Below are 15,439 nucleotides of genomic sequence, written 5' to 3'. Positions count from 1 at the left end.
TGTTACAGGCCTTCTGATTAGAACTTCATAGAACAAAAAAACTATAACGATGGTCTCGTGAAGTCTCATCAATGTTTCCCGATAAATTTGCCAGCGGAGACATGATATGGGTATGAGAATTCAAACAAACATCGCTGCAATCAATGCACAACGTAATCTGGTTGGTTCACAAAGAATCATGAATGATTCGATGGCAAAACTTGCTTCGGGCAGTCGTATTAACAAAGCAGCGGATGATGCAGCAGGTTTGGCTATTTCTGAAACCATGAAAGGTCAAATTCGCTCCGCAGCGATGGCTCAAAGAAATGCGAATGATGGTATTTCCATGATTCAGACCGCTGAAGGTGGTTTGAATGAAATCAGCAATATCATTATCCGTTTGCGTGAACTTGGTATCCAAGCCGGTTCTGACACCATTGGTGAAAAAGAGCGGGGGATGTTGAATAAGGAAGTCGTGCAGCTTCGTGAAGAGATTCAGCGAATTGCGAAAACGACGACTTGGGGTTCGACGAAACTTTTAGATGGATCTGCGCCAGCCTTTGATTTTCAAGTAGGTATTAATAATGATCCTAAAAACGATCGCATCACATTTGAAGCGGGCCGCGGTGTTGCAACTTTGGATGCCTTGGGATTGGATGGCCTTTCCTATGATACTAAAGAAGGCGCTCAAAATGCGCTCAGCCGTTTGGATGATGCTCAGCTTGCTGTGAACGGAACTCGTGCCTACATGGGTGCCCTTCAAAATAGATTAACCTCGACAGCGGATAACTTGGGCGTGATGCAGGAGAATCTCTCTGCAGCGAACAGTCGTATCCGTGATACAGATATTGCCGCTGCCTCCAGTGAAATGACTAGAAATAGTATTTTACTTCAAGCGGGGACTTCTGTTTTAAGTCAGGCCAATCAGTCAGCTCAATTGGCCTTGAAACTGATTGGCTAAGTCACAGTGGCAATATGGATCGCCTTTGCGGTGATCATGAGCCACATAGCGATAAGTACCAACCATCCGAAGGCATAAGAACGCATGCGTTTGATAACGTCATTTTTTCCTAAATGAATAAATGCATGTAAAGTACGTGCCAAGACATACAACCACGCCAAAATCACAAACGCGATGTTTTGCACGGGTAGAATCAACCCCAGAATGCATGCGACGTAAAATAAAACGGGTGCTTCGAAAAGGTTCGCGAAGTGGCGTACAGCTTGAATGGATTGTTCAGGTTCCTGTCCTTGAAGTGTGCGATAGAAGCTGAGTTTTACGGAGCCGGTGCGAACTGCCGTCCTTCTTCCCAAAAACATTTTTCCCAGAACAAGTAGGACCAATAGGAACATTGCACACATAGGAAAGATAATTTGTACGTTCGTTGGCATGGCTTTTTCCTTCAAAAATGTTGAATTAAAAATTTAGTACGCAAAAAGTATGTGTCAAGACAAAGTACCCAGGGAATTCTTTATTTATTACTCTTTCTTAATCTAATATAAGTTGTAGGGGGTAAGTGATGATTGATTCAGCGGAGCTTCTAAAAAAGAAATCTCGTAACGTGAAAAAAGGTCTTTCGGGAACTGAAATTGACGAATACCTGGCAGCGATGAAGGGTTGGTCTTATGAGGATAATCATATCGTTAAAGCCTACTCTTTCAAAAACTATCACGAGACTTTAGCGTTTGTGAACGCATTAGCTTTTGTGGTGAATGCTGAGAACCATCATCCGGATCTTTTGGTTTCATTCAATCGCTGTGTGGTGATGTTCAATACTCATTCCGTCGGTGGTGTTTCGGAAAACGATTTTATCTGCGCCGCAAAGATTGATGCAATGGCATCTCACAATTACGCACCGGTCGCTCACTAGCGATTCATAGTTCTGTTTCCAATAAACGATTGCTGCGGGGCTGAATAATTTTAATCAGGCTTCGCGCATCTTGGGGAGCTTTTACTTTTAAGTCGTTATCAAAATAGATGTAAACATCACGGTCTTTCACGGGCATGTGATCGTCGGTAATCGTCAAAGCATCTGCGGGTTCCCGGCCAATTTGCCATTGTTTGATTCGTTCACTCCACCACTGAAGAGAGTCTGGTGAATAGCCACTGACATAGAATTCTTCGTCACCATGCAATCGCACATAGACGAAGTCAGCAGTCACATCTTCCATGTAAGGCCATTTTCCTGCCGTGTCCGCAAAGACCAGCGCGATGTTGTACTTCCTAAGCAGCTCTATAAATTCCGGGTTTTCAAAACTGTGATGGCGAACTTCCAGACTGTGCTGCAGTCGGCGTTTGCTTTTTCTAATAGCGTCTGAATAGTGGGATGGAAATCTGTCTGATCGATCGGCGAGAGTTGCTCCTTCAGAAAAATTAGTTGGAAGTAATTTAAAGAAGGCTTCGAGACGCTCTGGCTCAAATACAAAATTGGGCGGAAGTTGCCACAGAAATGCGCCCAGCTTTTCATTAAGGTTAAGTACTCCAGAGCCAAAGAAGTTAAATAAAGCCTTTTCGCAGTTCTTTAAGCGCAGTATGTGCGTGATAAAACGCGAACCTTTCACTGAAAAGCAAAAGTCTGAGGGAGTTTCCTTATACCAACGAAGGTAGGTCTCGGGCCTTTGATTGGCATAAAACGAACCATTTATTTCAATCGTCGAAACTTGTCGGCTCGCATAGGCGAGTTCTTTTTTAATCGGCAGGCCTTTGGGGTAAAAAACGCCGCGCCATGGAGGATAAACCCAGCCAGAGATCCCTATTCTTGTGTTCATACATGCTCCGTTGCCATCTTTCCCGCGTTATAATGTCGTCAGCAAGGAGGCAATTATGGCTTCAGTTAATAATTCCAAAGAAAGCTTCTCCCGCAAAATGGGAGACAAAATAGAGGATGTTGGTGCAAAGGTTTCGGAAAAAGCTCCGAAAACTGGGAAAGCCATTCATGATCTGGGCGATAAAATTGAACATATGAACGACAAAAAAAGCTCCAACCGCCGCGTTTAAGGTTTAGATTTCAGTTCCCGAAAATTCAATGGGTTTTCGGGAGCTGGAAGCTGTACATCCTCGAGAGATTTCAATCCCGAAGTTGCAGGGGGATGTAAACATGCACCAAATTTGTCAAATCGCGAACCATGACAAGGACAGTCCCAGGTTTTTTCAACTGAATTCCATTTTACCAAACCTCCCAGGTGGGGACACATTCCAGACATCTTATAAATGCGCCCGTCTTCATCTTTATAGACGGCCATTTTGTGCGAGCCATGATTAACGATACATCCTTCATCGAGAGCCAAAGTATCGATGCTGTCGTGAGGTAAGACCCAATCGGCATACTGTTGAAAGGTATTCGCATTTTCGGATACATAATCCTTCGCCGCCTTTAAAGTCAGACGGTTTGGGTCATAGATTTTTTCCAGCTCCTGATGTTCACCCTTAATCAGACCCGTGATGAGTTTTGAAGCGATCGCTGAGTGGGTGAAGCCGTGACCGGAGTCACCCGTGATGAGATACGTATTTTTTTTGCCCGGGGAGCGCCCAATAAAGGCGATGCTGTCAACCGGCTCCATTATTTGTCCTGACCACGAAGCGAGAACTTCATTGGAGGTAAGGCCAAGACGACGCTGAGTCCATTCATAAAGTTGTTCAAAAGCCTTTTCAGGATGACCTTCACCCACGCGGTGGTCTTCGCCTCCAATAAGGAGAGCATCGTAACTTCTGTTTTCTAGAGGGACCATACGAACATAGTGGTAGTTTTCCTGAGTGTCCCAATACAAAGCAGGGAGGATGCTGCCTTTGGGAATTTTCACGGCGATACAATAAGTGCGATATGCCGCCTGTTTTAAATAAATTTTTAAAGTTGATGTTGGTGCATTTGTCGCCAGTACAATAGATTTGCATTTCACGCGGTGACCGCCTTCGGTCATTACGTAAGTCTCCTCGCCTTCGTGATAATCATCAGCTTGAGTGTGCTCAAAAATCTTACCACCTTTTTTTTCAATTGCCCCGATCAGGCCACGTGTGAATTTTAGAGGATGGATCTGTCCTTGATTCTCAAAACGAATAGCAGGACCCGTCTTAAAAAAGGCTTCAGGGAAATCACTGCTTAGCTTCACGGCTTCCGCTCCCGCAAGAATGGCAGCCTCGAATTCTTTGGCCAGGTACGAAGGCTGGTGTTCTGGAGAAAGAAATAAATAACCATTTACACGATGAAAATCGCATTCGATATTTTCGTCACGGGCGATTTTTTCAATCAAGCTAATGGCTGCGCGGTGGCTTTGGTAGAACATCCGCGTGGTTTCTTCGCCATGGATTCTTAGCAGGTGGTCAAATCCATCATCCAAAGCATCAGCCAAATGCGACGTGGTGTATCCGGTTTGATTTTTTTCCAGAGGACCACGCTCCAAGACGACGACACGAAGACCTTGTCGTAAAAGTTCGTAGGCGCACAAAAGGCCCGCGATACCAGCACCGACGACGCAGACATCTGTTTCAATGGAGCTCTTTAGCGGAGCAAGATCGGGCAGAGAAAATTCCTTTTGCCATAATGACTGAGTTCTTTGTTGTACATAGTCCATGCGGCTCCCTTATTGAGTGTCCCTCTTATATTTCCACTCGTCATAAGGGCGGCATAGTTGTTATTTGTCATCTCCGTCAGACTCCCTGAAGAATTCACTCACTGGTGACAAATTTGGTAGCGGTTAATTGGAATGCATCTTGAGTCTTTACTCTGATTAATTTGTGCATGGAAAACGGTCTGGCAAAGGCGTATTATCGCCGACGAATTGGAGTTCAGTATGAAATCTTGGATCGTATTAGTGTCTTTAATCAGTGTAACATCTGCGGCTGTGGCGGCGGAGATTCCTGTAAACCTTAAAAACCTGCTTCCGGTGGGGCGAGATGAAGTCAGTTTTCGGGGAACGACATTCGACAGAAAAGATTGTTCCTTGGATGTCTTTTCTGCCAAAAAACGCTTTAGTGCCGTTGTGACGGTTTACTATGGGATAGGACAACCCGATCCGATTCGCACGGCTCGTTTCCAATTGGGCGAGGGCTACGACTTTATTGGCGAAAGCACATCAGCAGGTATACTGAACTTTCAAAGCCTTCATCCGCATGTTAACGAAGAGGAGAAAGATCAGAAGGCCACTCTGAAACTCTATAAAGAGAAAGGTCAATTGAAGGCAGTCCAACTATTAGTAGAAGAAGAAGGCTATCTAGGATTCAATACCTTGGTAAAAGAGACTTGCTATCTGGGAAAACGCTAGACCTCGACTCTTCAATGGTCGCAATTAGCAATTAATAGTCCCTTTCATATTTTACTTGTGTCGTCCCGCAAACATAGCATGAAGATATGAAAACAAAAATGACGCTCTCTAAAGGTGGATCCGCGTTCCGAAAAATTGCTATGGGCTCCTGGCATAAAGCTGGGGACCCTACGGTTTACGGATTGTTGGAGATTGATATGACCAAAGCTCTTGAGTATATGAAAGCTCAGGAAGCGGCGACTGGCTTGAAACTTTCTATTTCTCATTTGGTAGGCAAAGCAGCGGCCACGGCGATGAAAGAGCGTCCTGAAATTAACGGGATGATTCGCAATAATCGCATTTATCTGCGCGAAACCGTCGACATTTTTTATCAAGTGAATATTCCAGGTAATCCGGAAGACCCAGTGGGAAAAGCAACTTTGACAGGAGTGGTGGTGCGAGAGGCAGAAAAGCTCTCTGTTTCACAGATTGCACAGGAACTCGCGGGTAAGTCTAAAGCCATTAAAGGTGGCGAGCAAAGTGAGTTGACGAAATCACTTGATGCTATGAAATGGGTTCCGTGGGGTTTCATGCGCACACTTTTGAACCTGACATCATTCTTGAACTATGACTTGGGTATCAATCTGACATGGGCAGGTATGCCAAGGGACGCGTTTGGTTCCATCATGATCACAAACATCGGCGGTATGGGCGCTGACACGGCGTGGGCACCACTGGTTTCTTATTCCAAAGTTCCAATTCTTTTGACTGTCGGTCAAATTAAGCAACGTGCTTGGGTTACGGAAACAGGAGTGGTAGAAGCCCGTCCAGTGGCGCGTATCGGTGTGACCTTTGATCATCGATTTATGGATGGGACGCACGCGGCGGCTTTGCAAAAGATCTTTGAAAAGTGTTTTGCGGAACCAGAAAAGTACTTTGGTGAAGTATCTGAATTATCTTATCCGAAGCTTTCGTCTTTTCCCTTAAAAATGGCGTGAGGCCGTTAATCTTAAAGAGTTGGTGGGGGATATTGGTGGCGAATGTTTTTGCCCAGATATTCCTGAACCAGCTGGAGTTCCTTTTCTAAGGAGTCCACCAACAGAGTGATTTGTTGTTCGTTGGTGGAGTTTAAATCCAGAGTCTCTATTCTTTCTGCCAAGTCTTTTAATCGAATCGCCCCCAGTACCGCCGCCGAGGATTTCAGGTTGTGGGCAAGGGCGGACACTTTTTGATATTGCTTATCACGAATGGCTTCGCGCATTTTTGCCACCAATTTGGGACTGTCCTCGTTAAAAATGTCGACAACCTCTTTTAAAAGAGAATGACCATTTTTGGATTCGTCTCTTTGAAGGGAGTCCATGTTGGCGGGATTGATGACGTTAAATCCTCGTCCGATCCATTTGCTAATCTTGAATGCAAGGTCGTTATAGGAAATGGGTTTGCTAATATAATCGTTCATGCCGGCTTCTAGGCATAGTTCAATGTCACCTTTGATGGCATTGGCGGTCGTCGCAAGAATAGGTATTGTTTTGTTATCTTCACCAGCCTGTCCCTTGCGGATCTGGCGAGTGGCTTCGTACCCATCCATGATCGGCATTTGCGCGTCCATCAAAACCAAATCGAATTTTTCGGTAAGTAGCGCTGCGATCGCGGCGTTACCATTTTCAACTACTTGGCTGGTGCAGCCCATGGTTGAAAGCATTTCAGAGACAACTTTTTGATTTACCAAGTTATCTTCGGCAATCAGAATATGACCCTGAAGAGGAGTGACCGGTTTTAAATTTGAAATCTTTTGAATGGCGGCATCCGTTTGAGGAATCCCCAAGTTCACGTCGAAGTAAAAGCGCGATCCAATGCCTTTAACACTGTCAACGTCTATCGACCCTTTCATCATCTCTACAATTTGCTTGGAAATGGCTAACCCCAGTCCCGTCCCTCCATATTTTCGCGTCATGGAACTATCGCCTTGGGAAAAGTTCTGAAACAGTTTTGAGCGGGTCTCGGGGTCAAATCCAACGCCTTGATCAATAATTTCGAAAAGCAAATGAGGGGAGCCGTGTATATCAGGACCCTTGTGAGTTACGCGCACCTTGATCAAGCCGTGTTCGGAAAATTTGATTGCGTTGTTAATCAGATTTAATAGCACTTGGCGCAAGCGCAGTGGATCTCCCGTCAGGAACTCCGGCACGGTGGGATCGATTTCTGTCTTAATCTCCAGATTTTTAAGTTTGGCTGAGTAGTTGACGATGGATACCGCGCTTTTAATCAAAGATGAAAGTTCAAAGTTGGTTTCTTCCAATTGAAATTTGCCAGATTCTATTTTGGAAAGATCCAGGATTTCATTAATCAGTGCCAGAAGAGAAGTGGAGGAAATCTTGATCGTGTCCAGGTAATCAGCTTGCCGGGCATTCATTGGCGTTTGTTCCATCAACTTGGTCATGCCAATAATGCCGTTTAAAGGAGTGCGAATTTCGTGACTCATGTTCGCTAGGAAGCTGGATTTCAGAGTTGAAGCTTCCTGCGCTTTGATGCGCTCTTCTTCAAGAGCCAGTTCTATTTTTTTGCGAAGAAGAATCTGACGCTGTAAAAGGCTGGTTGAAAGAAAGAACAGCAGAAATGCCAAGGCCACGCCCAAAACTATGATAGCGGAAGTTTTCTGAAAGTCTTTTTCTAAGCGTGCATCTCTGCGCATCAGGAGATTTTGTTCATCGGATTCCATTTCTGCGAGAGTACGGTTGACCTCATCCGTATTTGTTGAAGACAACATTGAGCGGAACTCGTCTGTGGATATGGTCTTGCTGTGGTTGTGCAGATTTGTTGCGAAGTTCCGCCAAGTTCCTAGTTTGGCATTTAATAAAGTCGAGATTTTTTGAATACGTCGGCTTTGATACTTATTATCTGCAACGAGCTCTGACACAGTAACAAGATTTCTTTGCAAATTTTGTTCGGCTTTCGTAGAGGCATCGAAGGACATGTAAGGATTTATATAGACAGCCGTCAAGGAGACCTTCGCCTCCTCCACCGAGGCTTTCAATCCGCGAATCTCACTTATTACAACATATGTGTGCCTACGCCAGGCTGAGGACTCCAAAAGATTTTGTGTACTATAGAAAATAATTAGCGCTAAGGCCGCTAACGTAATAAGCCCACTGACAGCGAGAATCCTGGGAATTTTAGTATGATGATTTCGCATGGATGTCGTATTCATAATAAAATTAAACTGTAAATGGTGACTGTATCCAAGTCCGTGCACCCAGGAATAAACAAAATACACACTATTTCTTCTGGCCATCCTGCTTGTCACTTCGGAAAATCATTGTATGGAAACACAAAAAAAACGCGTTTTATTAATAGAAGACTCTCGGGAAATGCAAGCGATCGTCCGTCATGCCGTCGCGGAAATTTGCAATCTTCAGAGTGTGGCATCAGCAGAGGACGGCCGTCGCGAGCTTGAAAAGGGAATTTACTCTCTCTTGCTTTTGGACGTGCACTTGCCCGACGAGGATGGTTTTGAATTCTGCAAGAACTTGCGGGCGGAAAGAAGATTCGCTGACTTGCCAGTAATTTTCCTGACGGGGAAGACGGAGCTCACCAGTAAAGTTCAAGGTTTCGAGGTCGGTGCCGACGACTATGTCACGAAGCCCTTTGAGCCAGAAGAACTTAAGGCTCGGGTTAGGGGCAAGCTTCGCCGAAACAAAAGTTCAGGTGCTTCTTTTATCATGGCGGGATTCAGAGTGGATTTATCTTTGCAAAAAATCTTTGTGATGAACGCCGACGGCACTGAAACACCACTGCCTCTAACGCCTATTGAATTTAAATTATTGAGTCATTTCATGAAGAATGAAGGAAAAATTTTTTCGCGGCAAAAGCTTTTAGATTTGTTTTGGAGTGATAGCCTTTATGTATCAAGGCATACAGTAGACACCCATATATCTTCTTTGCGTAAAAAGCTGGGACCGCCAGGCGCGAATTTAAGATCGATATTTAAACAAGGTTACACTTTCTCTGCGCCGGAAGAAAATCGCGAACGGCATCAGAACGCGTCTCCCTAAGTTAGGACGAAGCCATCGGCGCATCGGAAAAGGGTAAAATCCATCTCACCCTTTTCCCGCTGTAGTCGATTTTCAATTAAAAGTTAAAGCCGATTGCAACGTTCGCGTAGTTGTAGTTATCTGCTACTTTGTCACTGAACCAGTTATACAAAGTATAGTACTCAAAACCTACGGACCATTGTGGGTTCAAAGTGTAAGCCAAGCCAATTCCAAGAGTCGGACCAATCAGAGTTTCATCACTTGTGTTAGCTGTTGGATCTGCAGGGTTGGCAACATCATCCATATTCGTCACACCAATACCACCTGCCACATAGATATCCATGTCGTTGTGATCAAAAAGATGAGAGACTGCATGGATGTCGAAGGTTGTGCTTTCGGATTTGCCGACATCTTCATTCTTTGTCGAGTGCAAAATTTTGGCGCCGAGACCGAATGTGCCAGTGCGACGTTCATAATCTAAACCAAATGAAGCAGCTGCTTGGGCAGATCCTCCTAGAAGGCGGATTGTGTTGGATCCTTCTTTAAGATCTTGTTTGCTTTGAGCATTTGCAAGTGTGCAAAAAGTCAGAGTCGCAAAAATGGCGATGAGTGTTTTCATGTTGTGGCTCCTTTGTTGATATAGCAGAAAAATCCTCAGGCTTTTGGGCGGAGCAAAATCGAATCCAATAGCGAGCAGTGGTTATTTTGAAGATGACACGTCCTTTGAGGCGCCACCGTGGAGTATTGCCCCACGAGTGGGGAAAAATGTTTCATAGATACGGATGCAGACCTCTTTGTGGGAGCACACAGAGTTGGCGTCTCAACTTTGGAAAGTCGAGTTGCTTAGGGAACTTTCTGGAATGGGAAACGTCAAATAACTTTTGTACAGAGTCAGTTTTCTCTACGGTGACTTCAAAATAAACCGAGGAGTAGTTGGCCCATGTGTTGCTGTTAAGATAAGGGGGATGGGGTGAAAATGCCTAAATATCAATTGTTCGGAATCATCGTTGTATCTGCGGTCTCAGTTGTCTCATTTCAGAACTGTTCACAGGCAAACTTCTCTCAGGCTCCCGTGAATGCTGCCTCATCGACTACCGACGGTTCAAACACCCCTGACAGTGCGACGTATGATGGCTTAAAGGCTAACGATATCACACTAGCAACCAATGTGGGGGTGACACTGAATATCTCCACAGCGAGCATTCTGGCTGCTAATTCGGGTAGCTCTTTAAAGGTACAAAGTGTAGGCTCACCAAACTTGGGTGCGCTGACTGCAAAGGCCACCAGCTATGACTACGTTTCAAGTGTGACGGGTACGGCAACCATGTCTTATACGATCGTGGACGGTCAGAATAATGTGGCCAGCGCTAAGATCATTATCAAGGTTGTTGATAGCTCCATTGCGACAGCTCCTTTCTATGGCTGTAACACGGATGGATTTCTGTATAGTTTAGATCCACAAACCGGCACAGTTTTAAAGACAGTTAAGATGACTTACAACGGAGCTAAGCTTGAATGTACTGACATGGTTATCAGTAGTTCGGGTGAGTTGTATGCCAAAGACAATGAAGAATCCGTCGGTAGCAACGCTTATAAAGTAGATGCTACGACTGGTATCGCGACATTGTATCAACGAAACCTAGTGACCCGTGGCGATCGCGCCGTAGGTTTGACTCTTTTAGCTGACGGCAAACTGATTACCTCTGAAGAGCACAATCCCGGCACCTCATCCCAAACCAACAGTCTGATCGCTATCGCCGCCGATGGTGTCAAGACAACGGTGATTCCGGCCAGCGCAGGCTATACGATGTATGGCGGTGACGTAAAACTCCTTCCAGATGGATACCTGTATTGGACAATCACAAATGCCACATCCACGTTGTGTAAGAATGCGGGAGCGGGTGGCAACCAAGGGATTCTAAGAATTGACCCTGTTTCCAAAGCGACTAAAGAAGTGGCTTGTATGGACAAGAAAAATATTTTTGGCTTGGGCTTTGCCTCAAAAGCTCTTTATGGATTCAGTGAGCAGGGGAACCTGGTCCGAGTGGACGTAAATACAGGAAAAACGACCCTGGTGAAGGCGACCGGACTGGTCTTTATCGGAGCCGCTGCGAACCCAATCCTGTGGTAGTTTACAAATAGAATCATTGAAAAGCCTGATGTAAATCAGGCTTTTTAACTTTTGTGCTGTCGAAAATTCAGGCCTTGTCGGTATCTTTTTCACTCGGGATATTACAAATCTGATTTATAAAACATTGCATTGAGAATTTCCCTGAAGTTGGGCATTTTGCCCGCATTCAGATTAATCAAATGGAGATTCTAATGAAAAAGATCGTATTGTCTATCGTGGCCCTTTTGGTGGGCCAAACAGCTTCCGCAGCTATCACTCAAAACTCTTCTTGGGAAGAGATCCTTGCTGCGAAAGCCCCCTATGTAGTTCACGCACCAGCAGTTTACATGGGCCGTGCTATTGCTTACACGTTCGTATGCCGTGATGGGGATACTTTGCGCACTAAAGCGCCAGTTGATATCGTAGTTACTCATATGGATGGTAACCGCAAAGCGACTTTTGAAACTGTTCGTTCAGAAGTTCTTTCCACACCAATTAACTTTGTTCAAAAAGAAGATTTCTGCGATACAAATGAATCCAGAACTCTTTGCTACCCTGTTGAATACACAGGTACATACCCAATGACTGTGGAAATCAAAGTGGGTCGCAAATTGAACAAGGGGCGCGAGACTCACCTTTTCACAAAGTCTTACACAGTTCCTAACTGTGACAACGTGAGCGTTCAGTAGTTCAGATAACATCCAGAACTAAGAAAGGGCTCAGAACGAGCCCTTTTTTTATTTCAGCATAGTCCCTCGACTTCACATTCTTGTCAGTGGATGCCGCTCCGACCGCAACACTGGCAAAGATCAAAAAGAATAATGGAAAAACTCGTTCTCTTTGGACCTATAATCTAGTCCAAGCTTTTCTAAAGCGCCCTATTTGTGAAAGGCCTATGTGAATTCACCGGGTCGGGTTGCATATAGGATTTCGTTTTTTTAAACTGATCAGGAAAGAAAAAATGGGGGGTGATTGATGAATAGGCGTTCAATGCTGTGCTTGTTAAGCTCCCTTTTGTTTTGGCAAACAGCTTATCCCTGCACGCGCTTTCTGTGGGACACTAAAAAGCAAGATGTCATTGTGGGTAGAAATATGGATTGGTTTGAGGATATTGGCTCCAATATGTGGCTTTTACCTCGTGGCATCGTCCGTGACGGCGGAACTGACGACAATTCACTAAAGTGGACATCCAAATACGGCAGCGTCATTATGACTGCCTATGACATCGGGACGGCCGATGGTTTGAATGAAAAAGGCCTGACCGCAAATCTATTATATTTAACTGAAAGTGATTTCGGTGAGCGTGATGAAAAGCTTCCGGGTCTGTCATTCACTTTGTGGGCGCAATACTATTTGGATAACTTCGAAACAGTCGCGGACGCCATGGCCGCGTTCAAGGCGGATCCCTATCAAGTGCAGTCCTTTTCAATAAAGACTTCATCTGGGGAAAAATCAGGATCCGTGCATCTCGCGATCTCTGATAAAACGGGAGATTCTGCGGTTATTGAATACATTAATGGGAAGCCTAAAATTTATCATGATAAAACCTTTAAGGTCATGACCAATTCTCCACCATATGAGGAGCAGCTGACGGCGCTGAAGCAGTATAAAGGTTTCGGAGGCCACAAAGACCTGCCGGGAACTACAGCCGCAGCGGATCGCTTTGTCAGAGCCGCCTATTACGCTCAACAGCTGCCTCAGCCCACTGAATACCGGGAATCCGTGGCGGGAGTATTAAGTGTCTTAAGAAATGTCTCGCAGCCCTTTGGAACGGCAGATCCGGCTCGCCCATATGTTTCGACAACTCGCTGGAGAACGGTCGCAGATATGACCCGTGGAGTTTATTTTTACGAAAACACCCTAAGTCCGAACCTGGTTTGGGTTCAAATCGATCGCCTGGAGTTTAAAAAAAATTCGCCGGTACAGAAAATCACGCTGGTTAAGAACTATGATTTAGTAGGTGATATCTCGGGATATTTTAAGCCGGTGAAGGCATTTGAATTTCAGAAGATGACGCCTGAGAAGCCCGTGAGTCAGAGATAAAAAAGCATAAAAAAGGGGACTTTGAAGTCCCCTTTTTTTATTTGATTACATAAGTTCTTTAGGTACGCCTTTGGGAATCGCACTCAAAAGTTTTTGAGTGTAGGCGTGTTGTGGATTCGAGTAGATGTTTTCAGCGGTGTTCATCTCTACGATCTTACCACCGTACATAACTGCCACGTCGTCAGAGATGAATTTCACAACTGACAAGTCATGGGAGATAAAGATGTACGTCAAATTCATTTCGTCTTGAAGATCCAAAAGCAAGTTCAAGATTTGAGCTTGAATAGATACGTCCAAAGCGGAAACGGATTCGTCACATACGATGAATTCAGGTTTAACCATCAACGCACGCGCAATGCTGATACGTTGTCTTTGACCACCAGAGAACTCATGCGGGTAGCGGTTCATCACTCCAGGAGTCAAACCTACTTTTTTCATCATGACAGCAGCCATCTCTTTGCGTTGGTTGTCGTTATCACCCAACTGATGGATCTGCATTGGTTCCATCAAGATCGAGCCAATCGTCATACGAGGATTCAAGGAAGCAAATGGATCTTGGAATACGATCTGCATTCTTTTGCGGATCGGAAGCATCTGTCTTGCAGTCAATTTCGTGATGTCTTGTCCTTCGAACAAGATTTGTCCTGCAGTGGAGTCCACCAGACGCATCAATGTACGACCCAAAGTTGTTTTGCCGCATCCTGATTCACCCACAAGGCCCAGTGTGCGACCTTTTTTAACGGCGAAGCTCACACCATCAACGGCTTTTGTATAACCTTGCACACGACCCAATAGGCCCCCTGTGTGGGCAAAGTGTGTTTGCAAGTCATTTACTTGCAGGATGATTGGGGAGTTTGCATCAGCGGGAGTTTCTTTCGCCTGAGGCAAAGTTTCAAGATTTGGTCCTGGAAGCTCTTCACCGTTTGGTCCCATGAAATCGCTCAGGACTGGCAAACGCGCCAAGTGACTGGACAATGAAGGACGGCAAGCCAACAAACCTTTCGTGTAAGGATGTTGAGGGTGAGTGAAGATCTTTTTAGAGTTGTTCGTTTCAACAACTTCACCCTTGTTCATAACGATCACTTCGTCAGCGATATCAGCAACCACACCCAAGTCATGCGTAATGAAAAGCATGCTCATGTGAGTGCGTTGTTGAATGTCTGCCAATAGATCCAAGATTTGTTTTTGGATTGTTACGTCCAACGCCGTTGTCGGCTCGTCACAGATCAAAACGTCTGGGTTACAAGCGATCGCCATAGCGATCATGATACGTTGACGTTGACCGCCGGAGAATTTGTGAGGGTAGAAATGCAGGCGCTCTTCAGGAGAAGGGATGCCCACTAGTTTCAACAATTCCAAACCACGCACCAAAGCTTGCTCTTTCGTCAATCCTTGGTGAAGCATCAAAGTTTCAGTGATTTGGTCTGCAACTGTCAGAACCGGATTCAAAGAAGTCATCGGCTCTTGGAAGATCATGGAGATTTTCGCGCCACGGATCTCGCGCATTTTTTCTTCAGAAAGTTTCAGAAGATCTTCGCCATTATAGAAAATTTCGCCGTTAGTGACTTTACCAGGGTGACCGATCAAACGCATGATCGCCAAAGACGTGATACTTTTACCAGAACCAGATTCCCCAACCAGGCCTACAGTTTTGCCTTTTGGAATATTGAAGGAGATGGTTTTTACAGCTTGAACGATACCGTCGTCAGTTTTGAATTCGACAGCAAGGTTTTTAACTTCAATGACATTGTTATTGTTCATTTTTCTTTCTTCCCGGGTACATCAATACGTTATCTGGTAAAACAATATCGGGGCGAGCCAACGACTCGCTGTCCTTCGGTACGGGGAGGTCCCCGGCGCCGCCGTCCAGGTATAACAGATAAGCGGACAATCTGTAAGCAAGATCGTGAGCCGCGTAATTACTTAACGGTATGCGGATGGGACCGAAATTAATGGTCGAAATATGTGCGTTTTTCTGGAAAATCCATGGCGCCCTCCCGTGAAATTTAAATCTGCGCTGGGCCTTCGGGGCCAGTCA

At 45.1% G+C, this 15,439-nt stretch carries 15 protein-coding genes; 9 read left to right on the top strand and 6 right to left on the bottom strand.

Annotated elements, in window-relative coordinates:
* Nucleotides 1-106 precede the first annotated feature (106 nt).
* Nucleotides 107-940: a flagellin gene (locus DOM22_RS15690; RefSeq protein ID WP_142701286.1), complete on the top strand. Its 834-nt coding sequence runs from the start codon at nucleotides 107-109 to the stop codon at nucleotides 938-940.
* On the opposite strand, the gene DOM22_RS15685 is transcribed toward DOM22_RS15690, so the two are convergent.
* Nucleotides 937-1,371 (bottom strand): MAPEG family protein, encoded by a 435-nt coding sequence (locus DOM22_RS15685; RefSeq protein ID WP_142701285.1) that lies wholly within the window; start codon nucleotides 1,369-1,371, stop codon nucleotides 937-939. The genes DOM22_RS15690 and DOM22_RS15685 overlap by 4 nt on opposite strands.
* A gap of 128 nt (nucleotides 1,372-1,499) precedes the next feature.
* Between DOM22_RS15685 and DOM22_RS15680 the strand changes: the two genes are divergently transcribed.
* A complete protein-coding gene (locus DOM22_RS15680; protein WP_142701284.1) occupies nucleotides 1,500-1,850 on the top strand; it encodes a 4a-hydroxytetrahydrobiopterin dehydratase in 351 nt (116 codons plus the stop codon).
* Between the two features lie 4 nt (nucleotides 1,851-1,854).
* On the opposite strand, the gene DOM22_RS15675 is transcribed toward DOM22_RS15680, so the two are convergent.
* Nucleotides 1,855-2,748 (bottom strand): DUF72 domain-containing protein, encoded by an 894-nt coding sequence (locus DOM22_RS15675; RefSeq protein WP_142701283.1) that lies wholly within the window; start codon nucleotides 2,746-2,748, stop codon nucleotides 1,855-1,857.
* Nucleotides 2,749-2,803: 55 nt separating this feature from the next.
* On the opposite strand from DOM22_RS15675, the gene DOM22_RS19955 reads away from it, so the two are divergent.
* On the top strand, nucleotides 2,804-2,977 hold the full coding sequence (locus tag DOM22_RS19955; protein WP_168196679.1) for a hypothetical protein: 174 nt from the start codon (nucleotides 2,804-2,806) through the stop codon (nucleotides 2,975-2,977).
* Here the strand turns inward: DOM22_RS19955 and DOM22_RS15670 are convergent.
* On the bottom strand, nucleotides 2,974-4,548 hold the full coding sequence (locus DOM22_RS15670; protein WP_142701282.1) for an FAD-dependent oxidoreductase: 1,575 nt from the start codon (nucleotides 4,546-4,548) through the stop codon (nucleotides 2,974-2,976). The genes DOM22_RS19955 and DOM22_RS15670 overlap by 4 nt on opposite strands.
* Nucleotides 4,549-4,767: 219 nt before the next feature.
* On the opposite strand from DOM22_RS15670, the gene DOM22_RS15665 reads away from it, so the two are divergent.
* Nucleotides 4,768-5,238: a hypothetical protein gene (locus tag DOM22_RS15665; RefSeq protein WP_142701281.1), complete on the top strand. Its 471-nt coding sequence runs from the start codon at nucleotides 4,768-4,770 to the stop codon at nucleotides 5,236-5,238.
* Nucleotides 5,239-5,324: 86 nt separating this feature from the next.
* Nucleotides 5,325-6,215, top strand: a complete 891-nt coding sequence (locus DOM22_RS15660; protein WP_142701280.1) for a 2-oxo acid dehydrogenase subunit E2 — start codon at nucleotides 5,325-5,327, stop codon at nucleotides 6,213-6,215.
* 11 nt (nucleotides 6,216-6,226) lie between these two features.
* On the opposite strand, the gene DOM22_RS15655 is transcribed toward DOM22_RS15660, so the two are convergent.
* Nucleotides 6,227-8,218, bottom strand: a complete 1,992-nt coding sequence (locus DOM22_RS15655; RefSeq protein WP_246845684.1) for an ATP-binding protein — start codon at nucleotides 8,216-8,218, stop codon at nucleotides 6,227-6,229.
* 319 nt (nucleotides 8,219-8,537) lie between these two features.
* Between DOM22_RS15655 and DOM22_RS15650 the strand changes: the two genes are divergently transcribed.
* Nucleotides 8,538-9,269, top strand: coding sequence for a response regulator transcription factor (locus DOM22_RS15650; protein WP_142701278.1), 732 nt, complete (start codon nucleotides 8,538-8,540; stop codon nucleotides 9,267-9,269).
* A 76-nt stretch (nucleotides 9,270-9,345) separates the two neighbouring features.
* Here DOM22_RS15650 and DOM22_RS15645 read toward each other — a convergent pair whose 3' ends face one another.
* Nucleotides 9,346-9,867 carry an outer membrane protein gene (locus DOM22_RS15645; protein ID WP_142701277.1) on the bottom strand — a complete coding sequence of 174 codons (522 nt, stop codon included), beginning with the start codon at nucleotides 9,865-9,867 and terminating at the stop codon, nucleotides 9,346-9,348.
* Nucleotides 9,868-10,218: 351 nt separating this feature from the next.
* Here DOM22_RS15645 and DOM22_RS15640 point away from each other — a divergent pair, with 351 nt between their 5' ends.
* The 3 genes from DOM22_RS15640 to DOM22_RS15630 all read left to right on the top strand — a co-directional run bounded on the left by DOM22_RS15640 (nucleotide 10,219) and on the right by DOM22_RS15630 (nucleotide 13,401).
* On the top strand, nucleotides 10,219-11,379 hold the full coding sequence (locus DOM22_RS15640; RefSeq protein ID WP_142701276.1) for a hypothetical protein: 1,161 nt from the start codon (nucleotides 10,219-10,221) through the stop codon (nucleotides 11,377-11,379).
* A 191-nt stretch (nucleotides 11,380-11,570) separates the two neighbouring features.
* Nucleotides 11,571-12,047 (top strand): hypothetical protein, encoded by a 477-nt coding sequence (locus DOM22_RS15635; protein WP_142701275.1) that lies wholly within the window; start codon nucleotides 11,571-11,573, stop codon nucleotides 12,045-12,047.
* A gap of 286 nt (nucleotides 12,048-12,333) precedes the next feature.
* Nucleotides 12,334-13,401, top strand: a complete 1,068-nt coding sequence (locus tag DOM22_RS15630; RefSeq protein ID WP_246845683.1) for a linear amide C-N hydrolase — start codon at nucleotides 12,334-12,336, stop codon at nucleotides 13,399-13,401.
* 45 nt (nucleotides 13,402-13,446) lie between these two features.
* On the opposite strand, the gene DOM22_RS15625 is transcribed toward DOM22_RS15630, so the two are convergent.
* Entirely contained in the window at nucleotides 13,447-15,162 is a 1,716-nt protein-coding gene (locus DOM22_RS15625) for an ABC transporter ATP-binding protein (RefSeq protein WP_142701274.1), read from the bottom strand.
* Nucleotides 15,163-15,439: the final 277 nt, after the last annotated feature.

Origin of the sequence: Bdellovibrio sp. ZAP7, from assembly GCF_006874645.1 — a bacterium.
Classification (GTDB): domain Bacteria; phylum Bdellovibrionota; class Bdellovibrionia; order Bdellovibrionales; family Bdellovibrionaceae; genus Bdellovibrio.
The sequence above is the reverse complement of the archived record's forward strand: the minus strand, read 5'-3'. Positions and strand labels throughout refer to the sequence as shown.

What these genes read in the sequence shown, in the direction of transcription:
- DOM22_RS15660 (WP_142701280.1), top strand. Translation starts at nt 5,325, where the DNA reads ATGAAAACAAAAATGACGCTCTCTAAAGGTGGATCCGCGTTCCGAAAA.
- DOM22_RS15670 (WP_142701282.1), bottom strand. Translation starts at nt 4,548, where the DNA reads ATGGACTATGTACAACAAAGAACTCAGTCATTATGGCAAAAGGAATTT.
- DOM22_RS15635 (WP_142701275.1), top strand. Translation starts at nt 11,571, where the DNA reads ATGAAAAAGATCGTATTGTCTATCGTGGCCCTTTTGGTGGGCCAAACA.
- DOM22_RS15685 (WP_142701285.1), bottom strand. Translation starts at nt 1,371, where the DNA reads ATGCCAACGAACGTACAAATTATCTTTCCTATGTGTGCAATGTTCCTA.
- DOM22_RS15680 (WP_142701284.1), top strand. Translation starts at nt 1,500, where the DNA reads ATGATTGATTCAGCGGAGCTTCTAAAAAAGAAATCTCGTAACGTGAAA.
- DOM22_RS15650 (WP_142701278.1), top strand. Translation starts at nt 8,538, where the DNA reads ATGGAAACACAAAAAAAACGCGTTTTATTAATAGAAGACTCTCGGGAA.
- DOM22_RS15630 (WP_246845683.1), top strand. Translation starts at nt 12,334, where the DNA reads ATGAATAGGCGTTCAATGCTGTGCTTGTTAAGCTCCCTTTTGTTTTGG.
- DOM22_RS15690 (WP_142701286.1), top strand. Translation starts at nt 107, where the DNA reads ATGGGTATGAGAATTCAAACAAACATCGCTGCAATCAATGCACAACGT.
- DOM22_RS15625 (WP_142701274.1), bottom strand. Translation starts at nt 15,162, where the DNA reads ATGAACAATAACAATGTCATTGAAGTTAAAAACCTTGCTGTCGAATTC.
- DOM22_RS15665 (WP_142701281.1), top strand. Translation starts at nt 4,768, where the DNA reads ATGAAATCTTGGATCGTATTAGTGTCTTTAATCAGTGTAACATCTGCG.
- DOM22_RS15645 (WP_142701277.1), bottom strand. Translation starts at nt 9,867, where the DNA reads ATGAAAACACTCATCGCCATTTTTGCGACTCTGACTTTTTGCACACTT.
- DOM22_RS15675 (WP_142701283.1), bottom strand. Translation starts at nt 2,748, where the DNA reads ATGAACACAAGAATAGGGATCTCTGGCTGGGTTTATCCTCCATGGCGC.
- DOM22_RS19955 (WP_168196679.1), top strand. Translation starts at nt 2,804, where the DNA reads ATGGCTTCAGTTAATAATTCCAAAGAAAGCTTCTCCCGCAAAATGGGA.